The following is a 16,376-nucleotide window of genomic DNA, read 5'->3' as shown; positions in this document are numbered from 1 at the left end:
GCTTATGAGTATTTGAAAAGGCCCTTCTTACAGATGCAAAATGTATGGTGAAGCTCCTTATTTCCTGGATGAAAAGGGAACTTTTTATTTTTGAGTACGAGTAGGGATAAATAAAAAATGAGCCTTTTCGCAAACCCGGTAAGCGCTTCTGCCATACCTGTCATAAAAATTGCTGTCCATACTGTGCTTATTCTCTGATCAATTTTTAGGATTAAGACTATGACAGAATTGGCGACAGAAAAATCATATCAAAATCGTCCAAAAGCTCTGGGAATTACAGTCAGAAAGCTGCAATTTAACCCAAAACTGATTCGCAGACATTATTTTGCCAATTCACCCGTAATGTCGCATTTGCTCACTGCACTTTCTTCAACGTTTCCGATTGGTGAGCAGTTCTTTGTGCATAGCGTTCGGAATGTGCGGGATAAAGTCAAAGATGAAAAGTTGCAGGCACAGATTGCGGCTTTTATTGGGCAGGAAGCAATGCATTCAAAAGCCCATACGGAGTTTAATGATGCCTGGCGGAGTGAGGATTATAATTTAGATCGCTTTCAGGCATGGCTTGCGCGTAGAAATGATTATGTCAAAAATTTACATCCTAAAATTCAACTGGCCATTACCTGTGCCTTTGAGCATTTCACGGCATTACTTGGCGGATATATTCTTCGCCATCCAGAAGTGTTGGCCACTTTAGATGATGACGCGGTAAAGCTTTGGGTTTGGCATGCAATTGAGGAAATTGAACATCGGGCAGTGGCTTTTGATGTGTATCAAGCCGTGTATGGCGATGATAAAGTTCGACTTATGATCATGCGCAGTGTCACCACAGGATTTGCCAGCCTCACTTTTTATTCTGCAACACGGCTCTTTCTACAGGATAAACGTAAAAGTTTGCCGAAAGTTGGCGGCAATATTTTTGGTCTTTATTTACTCGGCAAGATGTTTGTCCAACTCATGCCAGAATACTTATCTTATTTTAAAACTGATTTTCATCCTTCGGAAATTGATTACAGCAAAATGGTGAATTATTGGAAAAAGCAGTTGGCAGAAGATTACCAGATGAAAAGTTTTCAACATTAATTAAAACTAGGTTTAATTAATTAAACAATCAAATCATAAGGGCCAATAGAAATATTGGCCCTTTTTTATGCAAGCGCTGAAGTACTGAAATTAAACAGAACTGGGCTTAAATATGTTTACAATAAAAATATTCAAACAAATACAAAGAAATATAGAGGACATAGATAAATGAATGTAATGAAAAAAAGTTTAGTCACTATGGCTCTAGTGAGTACTTTGACCTTATCTGGTTGTGGCTATAACACGCTACAGGTGAAAGATGAAGCCGTAACCGCATCTTGGTCTGAAGTACAAAACCAATATCAACGCCGTGCAGACCTTGTACCCAACTTGGTCAATGTGGTGAAAGGTTATGCCACACATGAAGAAAAAGTTCTTACAGAAGTCACTCAAGCACGCGCCAATGTTGCAGGCTTAAAAGTAGATAAAGAAGTTTTGGAAGATCCGGCTTTATTCCAGAAATATCAACAAGCACAGGCGCAGATGACCAGTGCATTATCTCGTTTGATTGCGGTTTCTGAAAATTATCCCGATCTAAAAGCCAATGAACAATTCCGTGATTTACAAGTCCAACTGGAAGGTACTGAAAACCGGATTGCAGTTGCACGTAACCGTTATATTACGACAGTTCAAGACTTTAATGGCTATGTACGCCAGTTCCCGCAGGTCATGACGGCTAAAGTGATTGGCATGAATCCAAAACCGAACTTTAGTGCTGAACAAGGCGCACAAAATGCACCTAAAGTATCTTTCGAATAATTCATTGATTGCTGAATAAGGATTGCTGATGTTTGATTCTTATAAAAAATACTTTTCATGCATAATTTTGCTGCAAGCCGTGTTGGTTTGCTTGAGTGTGCTCATCAGTTCGGTGACATGGAGTGAAGTCGCCACGGCTACAGATGAAAATGCTGAGGCTATCGTTGTTGGTAAAATCATTCAGGATCAGCAGCCGACCTCTCCAAATCAAGCAGTAGCCAAAGAAAATGCGACTGACACAACAGTCTTATCGCCACAAATTGCCAATGATATGGCTGAGGGTGAATCGATTCGTGGATTGCCAACGCTCAACTCACCGGTTGTGGATCAGGCAAATATATTAACTGTAAGCCAGAAGCAGGAAATTAGTCAGCGAATTTTAGCATTACATGAACAAAGCAAGGCACAAATTGGGGTAGTGATTGTGCCGACTACAGGGCAAGAAGACATTTTTGATTTTGCTATGCGTATTGCGGAAAAATGGCAACTCGGTTCAGCCAAGCAAGACAATGGTTTGCTGATGGCGATTGCGGTGAATGATCATCGTATTCAAATTTTGACTGGTTACGGCCTAGAAGGCGTTATACCCGATATTGTGGCGAGTCGTATTATTCGTAATCAGATCACGCCTTATTTTAAACAGGCGCAATATGCCCAAGGGATTGATGCGGGTCTGGTTGAAATAGAACGCATTTTAAATATGGACCCCGAAGTAGCCCAGAAAGCTGCACAAGAACTGAAAGAGCGTCAAGAAAAAGCTTTACACGAACAGCAAGCCAAAGAAAAAACTTTTAGTACTGCCTTGTTTATTTTAATTGCAGGAATTGTTGGCTCGTTTATTGTGGGTAAACCTTTAAGTGCATCTACGGCCGCAGTGGCCGGAACTGTAGCGGGTTTGGTCAATGGTGCTGGACTGGTCACCAGTTTATTGATTGGTGGTGGAATTTTCTTTTTACTGATTACGGCTATTGCGCAAACTATTTTTCAGCTGTTTTTAGCCTCTGCAGGTCGTGGCGGCGGTGGAGGGGGGCGTGGGGGCGGCTTTGGCGGTGGTGGAGGATTTAGTGGCGGTGGTGGCGGCTTTGGCGGGGGAGGAGCATCAGGATCATGGTAACTAAAACAGAAACAACAGAAATTATTACACAGCCTAAAATGGAAGAAATGAGTCAACCCAGTTTTAAACGCTGGTTAAAGCATTCTTTCTATATGCCGGCGGCTAAACGCTATTTTAATAAAATGGATCAACATGCAATTGCACAGGCAGTGATGGAAGCAGAATATGGACATGCAGGAGAAATTCAGGTGGTGATTGAGGGGAACATTCCTTCAAATCAAGCCTACTATCAAAATACTCAAATGCGTGCACGGCAACTGTTTGCTGAACTCGGAGTTTGGGATACCGAGTTTAATAGTGGCATTCTTTTATATCTAAATTTATGTGAACAAAAAGTTGAAATTGTGATTGATCGGGGAATTCAAAAACAAACCCACCAAACTGTTTGGGATGAAATTTGCCGAAAAATGACTGAACAACTTTCCCAACACCAATATCGTGAAGCTGTTATGGCAGGCGTATTTAATATAGGCGATGTGTTAAATAAGTTTTATGTAGACTCAATAACAGATCAGCAGAATGAATTGAGTAATAATCCGATCATATTAGGCTAGAAAATAGGTGGATTAGTGACATAAATTGTCACTTTTTTACTAAAAAAAACATTAATACTACGTTGTAACAATTTTATTTTTTTAAATTGCTGTTTTTTCTGTGAATTTTATTATAATCAGTTTTGGCACAGTTAGTGCTAACTATAAATTAGCTTATAAAGCTTATAAATAAACAAAAACATTTGTGGAGAATGTTATGAAATCTATCCAAAAGGGTTTTACCCTTATTGAATTAATGATCGTTGTCGCGATTATTGGTATTTTGGCTGCCGTTGCGATTCCCGCTTATCAGGATTATACAAAACGTGCAAAAGTGACAGAAGGTATTGCTTTGGGTTCAGCTGCAAAAACAACTGTAGTAGAAAATGCAGCAAGTGCAGCAAAGTATTCATTAGGTTATTCACAGCCTACAGCCACTAAAGATGTAAAAAGTGTGGTGATTGATGATGTGACTGGTCAAATTACCATTACATATGCCGCACCAGTGCAAGATGATGGCACGATTATTTTGCGTCCATATACTGGTCTAGCTACTGCTCCAGTAGCTTTACCTACTTCGGCAGCTGCTTACACACCTCCAGCAACTCAAATTAATTGGGCATGTGGTGCTTTAGGGGCAGCAGCTCCAGCAGTAGCGGGTACTTTGGAAGCTAAATTAGCACCATCTAACTGCCGTTAATCTATTTTTAAATAAAAAAAGCAACTTCGGTTGCTTTTTTTATTTAAAATAATGGTAAATTTAAATTTTTTTGTCAGTAAATGACCAAAAAAGTCATGTTTGATTTATAACAAATAATTGAAAAATATATGTTTATTTTTATGGCATGATTCTTGGATATTAGTTTTGAAGCTGAAGTTATGAGACTAATATAAATGTATAAAATTAAAGGCCTTACACTTATTGAACTAATGCTTGTGGTGGCGATTATTAGTGTTTTGGTAGCACTAGCTATACCTGCTTATCAAGATTATACGATTCGAGCTAAAGTGACGGAAGGATTGTATTTAGCGAGCACCGCTAAAATATTAGTTGTTGAAAATGCGGCTTCAGCTTCGCCTTTAGATGCGAGTTTTAGTGGGCAAACTACAAATATTGTATCTTCTATTACTATTAATCAAAGTAACGGTGAAATTGAGGTTGTATTTGCTCCAAATGCAGGTGGTATAGCAGGTGCGAATACGCTACTCTTTATTCCAACATACGATAATGGTACGCCTTTGGTGGGTGATGCGACAAAAAGTATAGTTCCTCATAAAGCAGTGCAGTGGGATTGTACAAGTGGGACACTTGCCTCTAAATATCGCCCTGCGGCGTGTCGTAATCAAAATTAAATTTTTAATTCTATTGCTTGCTATGTAGGAGATAGTTTTAAATTATCACTATAAAGCAGATAACCTTTTTATGTGATGTCCAATGTCCAAACGCCTCAAATTTTTCTTCAGTCATTTATCCATCTCATTAATGATGGCTTTATTGATTATCTGGATCGTATTGTTTGTATGGTATCCATCACCTTTGGCTCAGGCAGTTGGTGTAACGCATATTTTTTTAATGCTATTGGCTATAGATGTCGTTATTGGACCTATTTTAGGATTATCAGTCTATAAAGAAGGCAAAAAAAGTCTTAAGTTTGATCTGACGGTCATTATTTTACTTCAACTATCAGCACTATTTTATGGTGTATATACTATTGAACAAGGTCGCCCAGCATGGCTAGTTTACAATGTTGATCGTTTTGAGCTCGTTCGAAAAAATGAGATTGTGGATCAAAATATAAATCAAGCCCAATCACAATTCCAGCAACCTTCTTGGTTAAAACCACAATTTGTTGCAACGGAATTTGCCAAAAATACGCAGCAACGTAATGATGATATGTTTGCAGAAGTTTTGGTTGGTATTTCTCTTGCACAACGTCCAGAGCGTTATGTCGAGCTCAGCAAAGCAAAAAAACAAATGCAGCAACGTGCACAAAAACTTGAATTATTACAGCAGTATAATAACAAAGCCGATGTAGAAAAAATCTTGGCAAAATATCCACAGGTAACTACTTTTTTACCTATGAAAGCTAGTACAATTGATATGACTGTACTTATAGACAGCAAAGGGCAAGTGGTTAAAATTGTAGACTTACGCCCTTGGCACTAAATCATTAACAACAGTGCGAGAAAGCAGATTACCTTTTAATCTGCTTTTTTATTATCATATGCCCATTCTATTTTCACTGATTTATTCATGAAATTTTTCTTATTACTTTTTGCTGCTGTTTTTATCTCCCTTGGCTGGCTCCTTCCCATCCATTACCGTCCTTGGGTCACTTACACAGGCGAGTTGTTTGCCTTTTTATCGCTCTTTGCCTTAGCTGCCATTTATTTAAAAGACAAAATTAAACTACCTGTATTAAGCTTGCCTTTATTGCTTTTGACAATTATTCCGTTACTTCAATACTTAGCGGGTGAATTATTTTTCTTTGATAAAGCTTTGACCAGTACGCTATTTATCTTTGGATTTTGGCTGAGTATCGTCATTGGCTATAACTTGTCGGTAGAAAAGTTAGATCGAGAAAATATATTCACTGGTTTTAGTATAGTTTTACTCTTATGTGGAACATTGACCGGAATTATTGCCATTTGCCAGTGGTTAACACTGGATGCTTATATTCCTGGTATGGTGAATATGCAAAATGCGGTTCGTCCCTATGCAAATTTTGCTCAACCCAACAATATGGCAACCTTCTTGGTAATAGCATTACTAGGCGGTCTGTATTTATATGAAAAACAGAAATTAAAAATCTGGATAACCTGTCTGTGTTCTTTAATTATTTTACTGGCTTTGGCATTAAGTCAGTCCAGAACTTCATGGGTGGCGTGTTGCTGTATTTTGATTTATGGAGCTTATCAACAATATAAAGGTTTTATTCGCTTAAAATGGTATTACGCTTTAGCTTGGTTTGGATTGTTCATTGGCTTCATTTTAATATTGCCCGCTGTTACTCAGTTAATTGGACAAATCACCGATGCAAATATTGCTCAGACTAAAGATGTAATTGCGCGTGCAACCGGAGATATGTCGCGTTTAGCGATTTGGGAGCAGATGCTGCATGCGATTGCAGACCGTCCGTGGTTTGGCTATGGCTGGAATCAGACCAGTGTCGCTTATACATTGGTCAGTGATCATTTTCAGGGACCTGTTTGGGTTCGTAGCGCGCATAACTTTATTCTGGATTTTCTGCTTTGGAATGGGTTGCTAATTGGATTGCCATTTTTAGCTTACTTTGGCTATTGGGGCTATCAGCTGAATAAGCATATCAATTCGGTTGAATCCGTGATTGGTATTTTAATGATTGGCGCTGTGCTGATTCACTCAATGCTAGAGTTTCCGCAGTATTATGCCTATTTCTTGCTACCTGTCGGTTTTATTATCGGTCTGGTTCAGTCTCAGCAATCTGGTATTAAAACCATTACCCTTTCACCCAACTACATGCGTGCAGCATATGCGGTATCTTTAGTATTACTGATTTTAATTGTCAGAGATTATTCGGTGATGGTGCCTAAACTGAACCAATCCATGCGTTATGAGCAAACGCCTGAGAAAATCACCAATCAAGATCAAATTTACCTGCTTGAAGAATTTAACCGACGTATTGCATGGATTAGGATGAATCCGTATAGCAAAGTAAATGCAGAGCAATTAGAAGATATTCGGGAGATGGTGCTGAACTATCCGACTAAATATGACCTGATTAAGTATGCCAAAGTCTTGGCTTTCAATGGTTATGAGCAAGAAGCAAAGCATCAATTATGGTTGTTAAAAACATTAGGTAAAGTCGATCTGGATTATGCTTCATTAGCCCAACTAGCTTCTGAAAAGTAGAACTTTAAATAAAAAAAAGCCAGTCGATTGACTGGCTTTTTTTTAAAGAGAATTAAATTTGGCTTTGAATATAGTTTTCGATACCGACTTTCTCAACCAAATCCAGCTGGGTCGTGCTCCAGTCCAAATATTCTTCCTCTTTTTCCAGAATTTCCTGTACAAGATCACGGGTCACATAATCCATTTCCTGTTCCGCCTGGCGGACAGCTTTTTGTAGTGCTTCAATATTTTCGTTTACTTTGCGCACATCACAATTCAGTACTTCAACAGTATGCTGACCGATGTACAACTTACCCAAATTTTGCAGGTTCGGTAAACCTTCAAGAAATAAAATACGTTCAATAATTTTATCTGCATCTTTCATTTGGTGAATGGATTCTTTGTATTCTGCAGAACCGAGTTTCTCAATTCCCCAGTGATTAAACATACGCGAATGCAGGAAATATTGGTTAATTGCAGTCAATTGGTGGTATAGCACCTGATTTAACTGATTAATTACATCACGGTTGCCTTTCATTGTAAGTTCTCCATCAACAATTTCTGCCTTAACCATGTGTCAGACAATCAAAAAAATTATTATTACAATGATCTTAAACAAGAACCGAAATAATGGCGAGTAATTTATTGAACGGCAAATGAAAATCGGAATCAAAAACGGTTAAAGGCAAAATTAGAATAACAGGATAAGAAAAACCCGCCTAGAGTCATAAGCGGGGGAGGAAGATGATCTTTTGACCATTAGACTTTGATTATTGTGGTTATAGTATTTTAAGCGGCTATCGAGATACGGGCAGCGATTTCTGAAAGTTCATCGCTAATGATGGCACGAGCTTCGGGTGCGCAGCGACCACAGCATGTTCCCAAATCAAGCAAGTCGCGAATTTCACGATAGCTTTCCGCACCATCGGCTACAGCATCTTTAATATCTTGATCGGTAATACCACGGCATAAACAAACGTACATTTTCAACTCGCCACAAGAGTTAAATAGGATAAGTAATATTATTGATAATTGTTATCGTTTGTCAATGAAATTCATTTGAAATCTCATTCTTGTTTATTGAGTTTTTGAATAAAAAAATACCACTTGATCGGTGGTATTTTAAACAATTATCTAACTGTATGATTTTTATTTATTAATAATAACCACACCATCCATCTCTACTAAAGCATCTTTAGGTAGACTTGCAACCCCCAAGGCTGCACGTGCAGGGTAGGGTTGGGCAAAGTACTCACCCATAATCTGGTTTACCAGCTGGAAGTGTGAAAGATCAGTCAGGAAAATGTTCAGTTTGGCGATATCGGCCAAAGAACCCCCCGCTGCTTCACAAACGGCTTTTAAATTATCAAATACGCGACGAATCTGAGCTTCAATACCTTCAACCAATTCCATACTGTAAGGATCTAAGCCAATTTGACCTGAAAGATACAGTGTATTTTCAACTAAAATCGCTTGAGAATATGTACCAATTGCTGCAGGTGCATTTTCCGTATGGATTACTTGGCGGGACATTGATTTCTCCTTATATCATCTTCATACATCATAGCGTATATCATTCAAAAAAGTTGCATATGATTGAATTAACTTGCTTTAGATGCTTCTGTAATATTAATCGGTTGGGCTAAACGGGTAATGCGCGGAAAACCAAAATGCATGCGTAAATCACGAATGATTTGCGCAATCTGTTTGCGGTTATGTACCACAATATTCACGTAAGTTTTGCCTTCATGGTTATGCACCATTTCTACACCAGTTTTTTCTTTACGGCATTGGTAGATGAGTTCAGAAATTTGTTCATCATTCATAGCCATATCAATACTTAAATAGGCGGTAAAGCTTATATCATCGGCATCTTCAGAAGCCCATTGCAAAGGCATGATATTTTCTGGATGTTGGTGCTGTTCATGGAGCAGGTTGTGACAGCGTGCACGATGGACAATGAGTCCACGACGTGACAAATGGCCCTGAATCGGATCACCGAGAACAGGGTTGCAGCAATGGGCATATTTGACATCGACACCTTCAGTGCCTTGAATCAGGCGAGTTGAAGATTGAGTCTCTACAGTCTGATCTTGTGCAAACAAATGGTTGGCCACCAATTGCGGAAGCAAATCTCCCACCGCAACTTGTTCAAATAGCTGTTCTTTAGTCTCAATATGCCGCCACTGCAAAATATCGATCCAGTCTTCCTGGGTTAAGTCTTTTATCGAGCGAGCAAACAGTTTCAGTGCACGATTTAGCGCTTGCTGACCCACTAGTTGCTGCTCTTCAACATCCTGATCGCGTAAAATATTTTGTAAGGCGCGACGTGCTTTTTGGGTATTAATAAAACTGAGCCAGTCAGGATTTGGAGTGGCCAGAACATCGGTAATAATTTCAACCACTTGACCACTCATGAGGGGTGTTGAAAGCGGCTTGGTTTCACCGTTTATTTTGGCACCTACCGCGTGATTACCTAAAAACAGGCTGGCAGAATACGCAAAATCGACTGCCGTTGCGCCTTGAGGCAGTTCATGCAAATTACCATGAGGGGTATAAACCCAAATTTTTTCTTGATGTAAATAATCTAACAGGTCGCTAAATGTGGTTTTTGCACAGGCATCATCAATCAGTACATTTAGGTTTTGCATAGAGGCCTGAATGGCTGATCGACAGGCTTGTGGTGCATTTTCCCCTAAAACCACCCCAAAACGGGCTGCCTTACGCATCAGTTCAGTCTGAATGGTCAGTGATAAAGTCGTTTTTTCACCTTTTAAACGCATCATCAGGGATTGATTTCCACCGGGAAGTGGGCGGCGAATATGATCGTCATAATGCAGAATCTGAAAATTTTCCCGCAAAATTTCTGCCAGACGGTCACAGTCGGCAATACTTTGTAAAATAATTTCGAAAGCATGGCTATGAGTCAGTTCTTGCAGATTGATATCATTTTTAACGAAGTGACGCAGTAATTCGATATTGTTATTTTTCTTTTTAATGCGACCAGAAATTTGATGCTGCTCTAGCAGTTCAGTAAGTTTTTTTTCCCAAATGCTTTGATATTCACAGCGTTTGGGTTTGGTTTGAAATAATGCTTCTTGCACATTATTATACATATCCAGATCGAGATTTTGATAGCACAAATGTTCCAGGTTGTCGGCCATCTCATTCATACCGACAATACGGCCCATGGGAACAAAAATATCAAAAGTTTCCTGAGCGATACGTCGACGTTTATCGGGCCGTAACGACTCCAGCGTGGTCATATTGTGATAGCGATCTGCCAGTTTAATAATAATGACACGTGGGTCTTGTAGGGTTGCTTGCAGAATTTTACGGAAGGAAGCGGCTTTATTATATTCTTTATCACTGGAATGACTGAGTTTAGTGACGCCATCAACCAGTTCTGCAACGGTACGTCCAAATTTTTCAGTGATGTCTTCTTTATTGAAGTCAGTATCTTCAATCACATCATGTAAAAGCGCAGCCATCAGGGTTTCTGCATCCAGACGCATATGGGCAAGAATGCTACTGACGGCAATCGGGTGCAGAATATACGGTTCACCACTTTTACGGGTAATACCGTCATGGGCGATATCTGCATAATCACAGGCCAAAAGCACACGCTCGACATCGCTTGCATCTAAGTAAGCGTCGATAATGATTTTCAGTTGTTGTCTGGCTTGGCTGACCTGTGGGCCTGGCATATAACACCTTTCTACTTCAGTTTTACAGTTTAAATGGCTAGACCTTTAATGAAAAACATATTGCATGACTTGTCAAATTTTTCATTTAAAAAAAAGCAAAAAAATACATCTTGAATAACGTATCTTTCTACTTATGTTATAACGGTTATTGAGCAAATATAAAAGTTATCCAATAAAAAAGCCTAGTTAAAAACTAGGCTTTTTTAAGATTTTTTTTCTTATTGGAAAGAAAAGCCATCTAAATTCAAGTTGTTTGCAGAAAGTGCAAGATCCAGACTAGAGGTTTGATAGTCTTGATCGCGTTGTTTTAAAATATCTTTAGATACATGACCTGCTGCAATTTCACGTAAAGCAACAACGGTTGGTTTGTCGTTATCCCACTCTACAGTTGGTTCAATACCTTGACGTGCCAGTTGACGCGCGCGTTTGCTTGCCACTAGTACAAGCTCAAAGCGGTTGTCTACATGGTCTAAACAATCTTCAACGGTTACGCGTGCCATAAGAATTCTCGTTTGAATATTAAATTTGAACAGACTGGGCAGTATAAAAGGCTTTGCCCGTAGACTCAAGTTTTAATCACAATTCAACAGGAGTAATTAATTTTTCAATCAATTCTTGCTGACGAACCGCCTGTTGAGAGATAACCAAACGATTGGCAATAATCACGCATTCCAGATCATGCAAGGCTTTATTAAAGTCATCATTAATAATGACATAGTCAAAGTTTATATATTGCTGCATATCTTCTACTGCACAATCTAAACGCTGTTCAATGACTTCAACAGAGTCAGTGCCACGGTTCGATAAACGTTGACGCAAATCAAACTGGCTAGGCGGTAAAATGAAAATTTGTTTGGATTCCGGGAAAAGCTTGCGAACTTGCTGCGCACCTTGCCAGTCGATCTCAAGTAAAACATCATGACCTTTAGCCAGTTGCTGTTTTACTGTGGCTTGAGCTGTGCCGTAATAATTACCAAACACTTCTGCATACTCAATAAAACCGCCTTGCCCAACTAAAGCAAGAAAATCTTGTTTTTGCGAAAAATGATAATGCACACCTTCGAGTTCACCAGGACGTTGACCACGAGTGGTGTGAGAGACGGAAACATGTAAATTATTTACACGCTCAAGTAGGGCTTTAACGAGAGATGTTTTGCCTGTTCCAGATGCAGCAGAAACGACAAACAAGAGACCCGACATGATATTTTTCCTGATATGATAAAATATCTTCTCTATTTTAGAGCAGACAGCCAGTAAACTAAATAGCTGTTGGTAAGTTGTTTGCATTTATTTTAAATTATTCAGTCTACATTCAAGTGAACATTGAGGGTCTTATGGAAATTGTATTGGCCAATCCACGTGGTTTTTGTGCAGGTGTCGACCGAGCAATTGCGATCGTTAATCGGGCACTTGAATGTTTTAATCCACCGATTTATGTGCGCCATGAAGTGGTACATAACAAATTTGTGGTCGATGATTTGCGTCAGCGCGGGGCTATTTTTGTCGATGAGCTGGATGAAGTGCCTGATGATAATATTGTCATTTTTAGCGCGCATGGAGTTTCTAAGGCGGTGCAAATCGAGGCTGAACGTCGGGGTTTGAAAGTTTTTGATGCAACATGTCCATTGGTGACTAAAGTTCATATTGAAGTGACCAAATATGCGCGTGAAGGAACAGAAGCCATTTTGATTGGTCATGAAGGTCATCCAGAGGTTGAAGGAACCATGGGGCAATATGACAAAAAAAATGGTGGTGAAATTTACCTGGTTGAAGATGAGCAAGATGTAGCGGCTTTAATAGTACATAATCCTGAAAAAGTGGCTTTTGTTACTCAAACGACTTTATCCATTGATGATACGGCGAAAGTGATTGACGCATTACGTACAAAATTTCCTGAAATTCAGGGGCCGCGTAAGGATGACATCTGTTATGCCACGCAAAATCGTCAAGATGCGGTGCGTGATTTAGCCATGCAGTGTGATGTAGTTTTGGTGGTCGGTTCGCCGAACTCATCCAATTCAAACCGTTTACGTGAACTGGCAGAGCGTATGGGGAAACAGGCTTATTTGGTGGATAATGCAGATCAGCTTGATCAAAATTGGTTTAATGAACATACCAAGATTGGAGTAACTGCTGGGGCATCGGCACCCGAAATTTTAATCAAACAAGTGATCCAGAGATTACAAGATTGGGGTGCCAAAGCACCAGAAGAGCTTGCAGGACGTGAAGAAAATATTACTTTTAGTTTGCCAAAAGAGTTACGTATTTCTGTAACTCAGGCTTAAAGCGTGAATGATTTAACATTCTGAAAAATTTAAAAAATTGACAGATCATTGCTTTTTGGCAATGATCTGTTTTTTTATGCCTTTTATCCTTTTATGTGTTTAATTTGTAATTAAGTTAGGTAGTATCTTTAATAGGGTAAAGTTTTGTTGTTTTGGGGGGCATATGCTGGAAGCAAAAAAAAATCAAGGATTCACTTTAATTGAGTTAATGGTCACGATTGCTGTAATGGCAATTATTGCAATGATGGCGGCTCCTTCTTTTAGCGATTTAATACAAAAACAAAATTTGAATAGAAGTACTCAGGAGTTGATAGGCCAGCTAAATAATGCACGTTCTAAAGCTGTATTAGAGCGTAGAGAAGTCAGAGTTCAATTAAATTCTTTTGCTGCAGATACACCAACACAATTAAATTGGGCAGCGCAAGATAAAGCAATATTAAAATCCGGTTCTCCTACCGAAATTACCTTTTTGTTGAGTGGTGGGGTGAAAAATTTTGCAGCGAATATTAATGGTAAACCCTTCGTAGTTTGTAATAAAAGTGGCGGTAATAAATCTAAAAATATTAGCATTTCTTTGATGGGAACAATACACGTGACAGAGGGGACATGTTAATGAAAACAATAAATTATCAGAATGGTGTGGGTTTAATTGAAGTATTGGTTGCTATGTTAATTTTGGCAATTGGAGTGCTGGGTTTTATTGCATTGCAATATCGTGCTGTTGAGGCGACTTCAGAAAGTGGTTATCGTGTTCAAGCTATTAATATTGCAAGAGATTTAGCGGAAAGAGTGCGGATAAATCGTGGTGTTGTAAATACTTATATGAGTGAAATAGGAACACCGGATAAGCAAACTGTGTCAGCCAAAAATTGCTTTACTACAAACTGTAGTACGACTGAACTTGCAGATTTTGATGTAGCTCAAGTCACTACACGTGCAAGGTCAGTAGGAATGAGCATGAATGTGATGGAGTGTCAGGGAAATAGTGATGGGCGTAACTGCGTTTATGTTGCATGGGGAGATACGAGTGCAACAAATGGCACGGGGCAAGGTGATTGTACCAATAATACAGCGTATAACCCAGCCTCGACCTGTTTGATTATGGAGTTATATTAATATGACTAAGTTTCATGCAGGTTTTACGCTAATCGAGCTAATGATTTCGTTGGCACTTGGGCTGGTGATTGCTGCTGCTGCAACAATGCTATTTCTTACAGGACAGAAAAGTTATGTTTTACAGTCAGGTATGTCTGATTTACAAGATAATGCTAACTTTGGTTTGAACTATATTGTTAAGGATATTCGTTTAACCAACTTGAACGTAGTGAAAGCCAGCACTAATGATGAAACTCAATATGGCGGCGTAATTTTAACTTCCTCAGCCAATGCAACTTTAGATAATACCTCTAGTCCTGCTATGCCTTTAAGTAATCTGTTTAGAACAATTACTGGAAATAGTGCAGGTGTCAATCTGATATCAAGAAGCCAAGGCATGACGGCTGGAACTGCACCTGCTTGGAGCGGTATATCCAATGTGCAACCCAGTACAGGCGGGACACTATTAAGTGACCAACTTACTATCCAATATAGACCGCAATATGTACGTGATGATAAAGGTACAACAGTAGATACCGATGATGAATGGGTGGGTGGTTATGATTGTGAAGGTCGAGAGCTAAGATTTCGAGTGAAAAACCCGGGTGGTAGCATACCTTTTGGTCAACAAATGGTTGTTCAGCGTTACTTTTTACGAGTGGATGCAAATGCCATGACTAATGAGCCGAATAGTCCGCTTGCATTAGCCTGTGAAGCAGGGTTCTACGCCATAGCAGATACGCCAGCGGTGGTGAGAGTAGAAGGCGGCGCACCCTCTCAAGCGTTAAATACACGATTATTTGGCAGCACAGGCGGTGAGATTATTATGAAACGCGTGGATCATTTTAGAGTGCTGCTGGGTGTGCAAAATGATACCAGTTATCGTTATCTGCCTATTAATGAGTATATGGCAATTGCAGCGGGTTCTCGTCCACGTATTTTATCCGTACAAATTGGCGCTTTAGTGCGTTCGGGGCAGTCAGTCAGCCGTGACGAAATCATTTCAAATGATCAGACTTTTCAAGTGTTAGACCAGTTGGTCAAGGTAAAAACACCAGCCGCAAATGCGCCAAAATATGTTCGCCAAGTGATTTCACAAACCATTGCATTGCGCAATACTTTTGGGGATCGATAATGAAATCTTATTCATCTCAACGCGGTGCGACACTGATTGTAGTTATGATCATGTTAGTGGCAATTACAGTTATTGGCACTTTGGCCATTAAACAGGGTCTGATTTCTTTGAATGTTGCTACCAATAGCCAAGCACAACAGTTAGTAATGCAGAACTCTGATGCAGTATTCTTTAATGTCGAACGGGAAGGGAATTTAATTCAGAGTTTAACCGCAAGTGGTATGTTTGGTTATATCAATGGCGCAGCAAATAAAGATAAAGAAATGGTGTTTTGCTTTCGTGGGGCAGAAGCTAACTTTTTTGATATCAATCGTGCCAGTCTGATGGTATGGGAATCAGGGAATGTTCCAATCAACAATACTTTGGGGACAGAGGGATATTGCAGTGTTTCGGCAAACAGCGGTAATTTTTTTACCAGTGGCCGTAAAGCAGTCATGACCCAAGTCTCAGTCAAGTTTTCCAGTCAGTTAGACAACGATCCTTTTTATGGCATGCAATATGGCACTGATGAAAAAGGGGTAAAGTTTGAGAAAAATAAGCCTGTAAAAGTATTTGCGGTATCTATTATGCCAACCCTAACCACAACAACTGCTGCCAAAATAGATGCATGTTTAAATTCACATATGAGCGAAGTCACTATTCCATCGGGCGCTACACCTTCTACAGCCAAGGATGTGGATGGAGTGAGGGTGGATGATAGCGTGACAGAGTGCCTGGCAAAATTAAATGTACCGTTTACCACGCAGGTGACTGAATACATGATTGCACAAGACTTTATATGAAATGGGGAATAACAA

At 39.5% G+C, this 16,376-nt stretch carries 19 protein-coding genes; 13 read left to right on the top strand and 6 right to left on the bottom strand.

What is annotated here, in order from left to right; all coding sequences use genetic code 11:
* The first annotated feature begins 219 nt into the window (after window positions 1-219).
* The 8 genes from E0H80_RS13465 to E0H80_RS13430 all read left to right on the top strand — a co-directional run bounded on the left by E0H80_RS13465 (window position 220) and on the right by E0H80_RS13430 (window position 7,378).
* Complete coding sequence (locus tag E0H80_RS13465; RefSeq protein ID WP_131366628.1) at window positions 220-1,080, top strand: metal-dependent hydrolase; 861 nt, start codon at window positions 220-222, stop codon at window positions 1,078-1,080.
* 168 nt (window positions 1,081-1,248) lie between these two features.
* Complete coding sequence (locus tag E0H80_RS13460; protein ID WP_131366626.1) at window positions 1,249-1,839, top strand: LemA family protein; 591 nt, start codon at window positions 1,249-1,251, stop codon at window positions 1,837-1,839.
* A gap of 28 nt (window positions 1,840-1,867) precedes the next feature.
* On the top strand, window positions 1,868-2,953 hold the full coding sequence (locus E0H80_RS13455; RefSeq protein WP_131366624.1) for a TPM domain-containing protein: 1,086 nt from the start codon (window positions 1,868-1,870) through the stop codon (window positions 2,951-2,953).
* Window positions 2,947-3,507, top strand: a complete 561-nt coding sequence (locus E0H80_RS13450; protein WP_131366622.1) for a TPM domain-containing protein — start codon at window positions 2,947-2,949, stop codon at window positions 3,505-3,507. The genes E0H80_RS13455 and E0H80_RS13450 overlap by 7 nt, the downstream gene beginning before the upstream one ends.
* 196 nt (window positions 3,508-3,703) lie before the next feature.
* Window positions 3,704-4,186 (top strand): pilin, encoded by a 483-nt coding sequence (locus tag E0H80_RS13445; RefSeq protein ID WP_131366620.1) that lies wholly within the window; start codon window positions 3,704-3,706, stop codon window positions 4,184-4,186.
* Window positions 4,187-4,380: 194 nt separating this feature from the next.
* Entirely contained in the window at window positions 4,381-4,839 is a 459-nt protein-coding gene (locus E0H80_RS13440) for a pilin (protein ID WP_131366618.1), read from the top strand.
* Between the two features lie 82 nt (window positions 4,840-4,921).
* Entirely contained in the window at window positions 4,922-5,653 is a 732-nt protein-coding gene (tfpZ, locus tag E0H80_RS13435; protein ID WP_131366616.1) for a TfpX/TfpZ family type IV pilin accessory protein, read from the top strand.
* Window positions 5,654-5,740: 87 nt separating this feature from the next.
* Window positions 5,741-7,378 (top strand): PglL family O-oligosaccharyltransferase, encoded by a 1,638-nt coding sequence (locus E0H80_RS13430; RefSeq protein WP_131366614.1) that lies wholly within the window; start codon window positions 5,741-5,743, stop codon window positions 7,376-7,378.
* 52 nt (window positions 7,379-7,430) lie between these two features.
* Here E0H80_RS13430 and bfr read toward each other — a convergent pair whose 3' ends face one another.
* From bfr to gmk, 6 genes are all read right to left on the bottom strand, one after another.
* Window positions 7,431-7,895, bottom strand: a complete 465-nt coding sequence (gene bfr, locus E0H80_RS13425; RefSeq protein WP_131366612.1) for a heteropolymeric bacterioferritin subunit Bfr — start codon at window positions 7,893-7,895, stop codon at window positions 7,431-7,433.
* 251 nt (window positions 7,896-8,146) lie between these two features.
* Complete coding sequence (locus tag E0H80_RS13420; RefSeq protein ID WP_067868803.1) at window positions 8,147-8,341, bottom strand: bacterioferritin-associated ferredoxin; 195 nt, start codon at window positions 8,339-8,341, stop codon at window positions 8,147-8,149.
* A 165-nt stretch (window positions 8,342-8,506) separates the two neighbouring features.
* Window positions 8,507-8,890 carry a RidA family protein gene (locus E0H80_RS13415; RefSeq protein ID WP_067726797.1) on the bottom strand — a complete coding sequence of 128 codons (384 nt, stop codon included), beginning with the start codon at window positions 8,888-8,890 and terminating at the stop codon, window positions 8,507-8,509.
* Between the two features lie 68 nt (window positions 8,891-8,958).
* Window positions 8,959-11,064, bottom strand: a complete 2,106-nt coding sequence (locus E0H80_RS13410; RefSeq protein ID WP_131366610.1) for a RelA/SpoT family protein — start codon at window positions 11,062-11,064, stop codon at window positions 8,959-8,961.
* Window positions 11,065-11,282: 218 nt separating this feature from the next.
* Window positions 11,283-11,564, bottom strand: a complete 282-nt coding sequence (gene rpoZ, locus E0H80_RS13405; protein WP_004650579.1) for a DNA-directed RNA polymerase subunit omega — start codon at window positions 11,562-11,564, stop codon at window positions 11,283-11,285.
* Window positions 11,565-11,640: 76 nt separating this feature from the next.
* Window positions 11,641-12,264: a guanylate kinase gene (gene gmk, locus E0H80_RS13400; RefSeq protein WP_131366608.1), complete on the bottom strand. Its 624-nt coding sequence runs from the start codon at window positions 12,262-12,264 to the stop codon at window positions 11,641-11,643.
* Window positions 12,265-12,398: 134 nt separating this feature from the next.
* Between gmk and ispH the strand changes: the two genes are divergently transcribed.
* From ispH to E0H80_RS13375, 5 genes are all read left to right on the top strand, one after another.
* Entirely contained in the window at window positions 12,399-13,349 is a 951-nt protein-coding gene (ispH, locus tag E0H80_RS13395) for a 4-hydroxy-3-methylbut-2-enyl diphosphate reductase (RefSeq protein ID WP_131366606.1), read from the top strand.
* Window positions 13,350-13,512: 163 nt separating this feature from the next.
* Window positions 13,513-13,962, top strand: coding sequence for a GspH/FimT family pseudopilin (locus E0H80_RS13390; RefSeq protein ID WP_131366604.1), 450 nt, complete (start codon window positions 13,513-13,515; stop codon window positions 13,960-13,962).
* Window positions 13,962-14,465: a type IV pilus modification protein PilV gene (gene pilV / locus E0H80_RS13385; protein WP_131366602.1), complete on the top strand. Its 504-nt coding sequence runs from the start codon at window positions 13,962-13,964 to the stop codon at window positions 14,463-14,465. Before E0H80_RS13390 ends, pilV begins: the two co-directional genes overlap by 1 nt.
* 1 nt (window position 14,466) lies before the next feature.
* Window positions 14,467-15,579 (top strand): PilW family protein, encoded by a 1,113-nt coding sequence (locus E0H80_RS13380; RefSeq protein ID WP_131366600.1) that lies wholly within the window; start codon window positions 14,467-14,469, stop codon window positions 15,577-15,579.
* On the top strand, window positions 15,579-16,361 hold the full coding sequence (locus E0H80_RS13375; RefSeq protein ID WP_131366598.1) for a pilus assembly PilX family protein: 783 nt from the start codon (window positions 15,579-15,581) through the stop codon (window positions 16,359-16,361). Before E0H80_RS13380 ends, E0H80_RS13375 begins: the two co-directional genes overlap by 1 nt.
* Window positions 16,362-16,376: the final 15 nt, after the last annotated feature.

The sequence above is a fragment of the Acinetobacter sp. ANC 4779 genome, assembly GCF_004331055.1.
Lineage (GTDB): Bacteria > Pseudomonadota > Gammaproteobacteria > Pseudomonadales > Moraxellaceae > Acinetobacter.
The sequence above is the reverse complement of the archived record's forward strand: the minus strand, read 5'-3'. Positions and strand labels throughout refer to the sequence as shown.

Coding starts and splice junctions, on each gene's coding strand:
- E0H80_RS13450 (WP_131366622.1), top strand. CDS start 2,947: ATGGTAACTAAAACAGAAACAACAGAAATTATTACACAGCCTAAAATG.
- E0H80_RS13430 (WP_131366614.1), top strand. CDS start 5,741: ATGAAATTTTTCTTATTACTTTTTGCTGCTGTTTTTATCTCCCTTGGC.
- E0H80_RS13440 (WP_131366618.1), top strand. CDS start 4,381: ATGTATAAAATTAAAGGCCTTACACTTATTGAACTAATGCTTGTGGTG.
- E0H80_RS13460 (WP_131366626.1), top strand. CDS start 1,249: ATGAATGTAATGAAAAAAAGTTTAGTCACTATGGCTCTAGTGAGTACT.
- pilV (WP_131366602.1), top strand. CDS start 13,962: ATGAAAACAATAAATTATCAGAATGGTGTGGGTTTAATTGAAGTATTG.
- E0H80_RS13375 (WP_131366598.1), top strand. CDS start 15,579: ATGAAATCTTATTCATCTCAACGCGGTGCGACACTGATTGTAGTTATG.
- E0H80_RS13380 (WP_131366600.1), top strand. CDS start 14,467: ATGACTAAGTTTCATGCAGGTTTTACGCTAATCGAGCTAATGATTTCG.
- E0H80_RS13410 (WP_131366610.1), bottom strand. CDS start 11,064: ATGCCAGGCCCACAGGTCAGCCAAGCCAGACAACAACTGAAAATCATT.
- tfpZ (WP_131366616.1), top strand. CDS start 4,922: ATGTCCAAACGCCTCAAATTTTTCTTCAGTCATTTATCCATCTCATTA.
- E0H80_RS13445 (WP_131366620.1), top strand. CDS start 3,704: ATGAAATCTATCCAAAAGGGTTTTACCCTTATTGAATTAATGATCGTT.
- bfr (WP_131366612.1), bottom strand. CDS start 7,895: ATGAAAGGCAACCGTGATGTAATTAATCAGTTAAATCAGGTGCTATAC.
- E0H80_RS13465 (WP_131366628.1), top strand. CDS start 220: ATGACAGAATTGGCGACAGAAAAATCATATCAAAATCGTCCAAAAGCT.
- E0H80_RS13455 (WP_131366624.1), top strand. CDS start 1,868: ATGTTTGATTCTTATAAAAAATACTTTTCATGCATAATTTTGCTGCAA.
- rpoZ (WP_004650579.1), bottom strand. CDS start 11,564: ATGGCACGCGTAACCGTTGAAGATTGTTTAGACCATGTAGACAACCGC.
- ispH (WP_131366606.1), top strand. CDS start 12,399: ATGGAAATTGTATTGGCCAATCCACGTGGTTTTTGTGCAGGTGTCGAC.
- E0H80_RS13390 (WP_131366604.1), top strand. CDS start 13,513: ATGCTGGAAGCAAAAAAAAATCAAGGATTCACTTTAATTGAGTTAATG.
- gmk (WP_131366608.1), bottom strand. CDS start 12,264: ATGTCGGGTCTCTTGTTTGTCGTTTCTGCTGCATCTGGAACAGGCAAA.
- E0H80_RS13415 (WP_067726797.1), bottom strand. CDS start 8,890: ATGTCCCGCCAAGTAATCCATACGGAAAATGCACCTGCAGCAATTGGT.
- E0H80_RS13420 (WP_067868803.1), bottom strand. CDS start 8,341: ATGTACGTTTGTTTATGCCGTGGTATTACCGATCAAGATATTAAAGAT.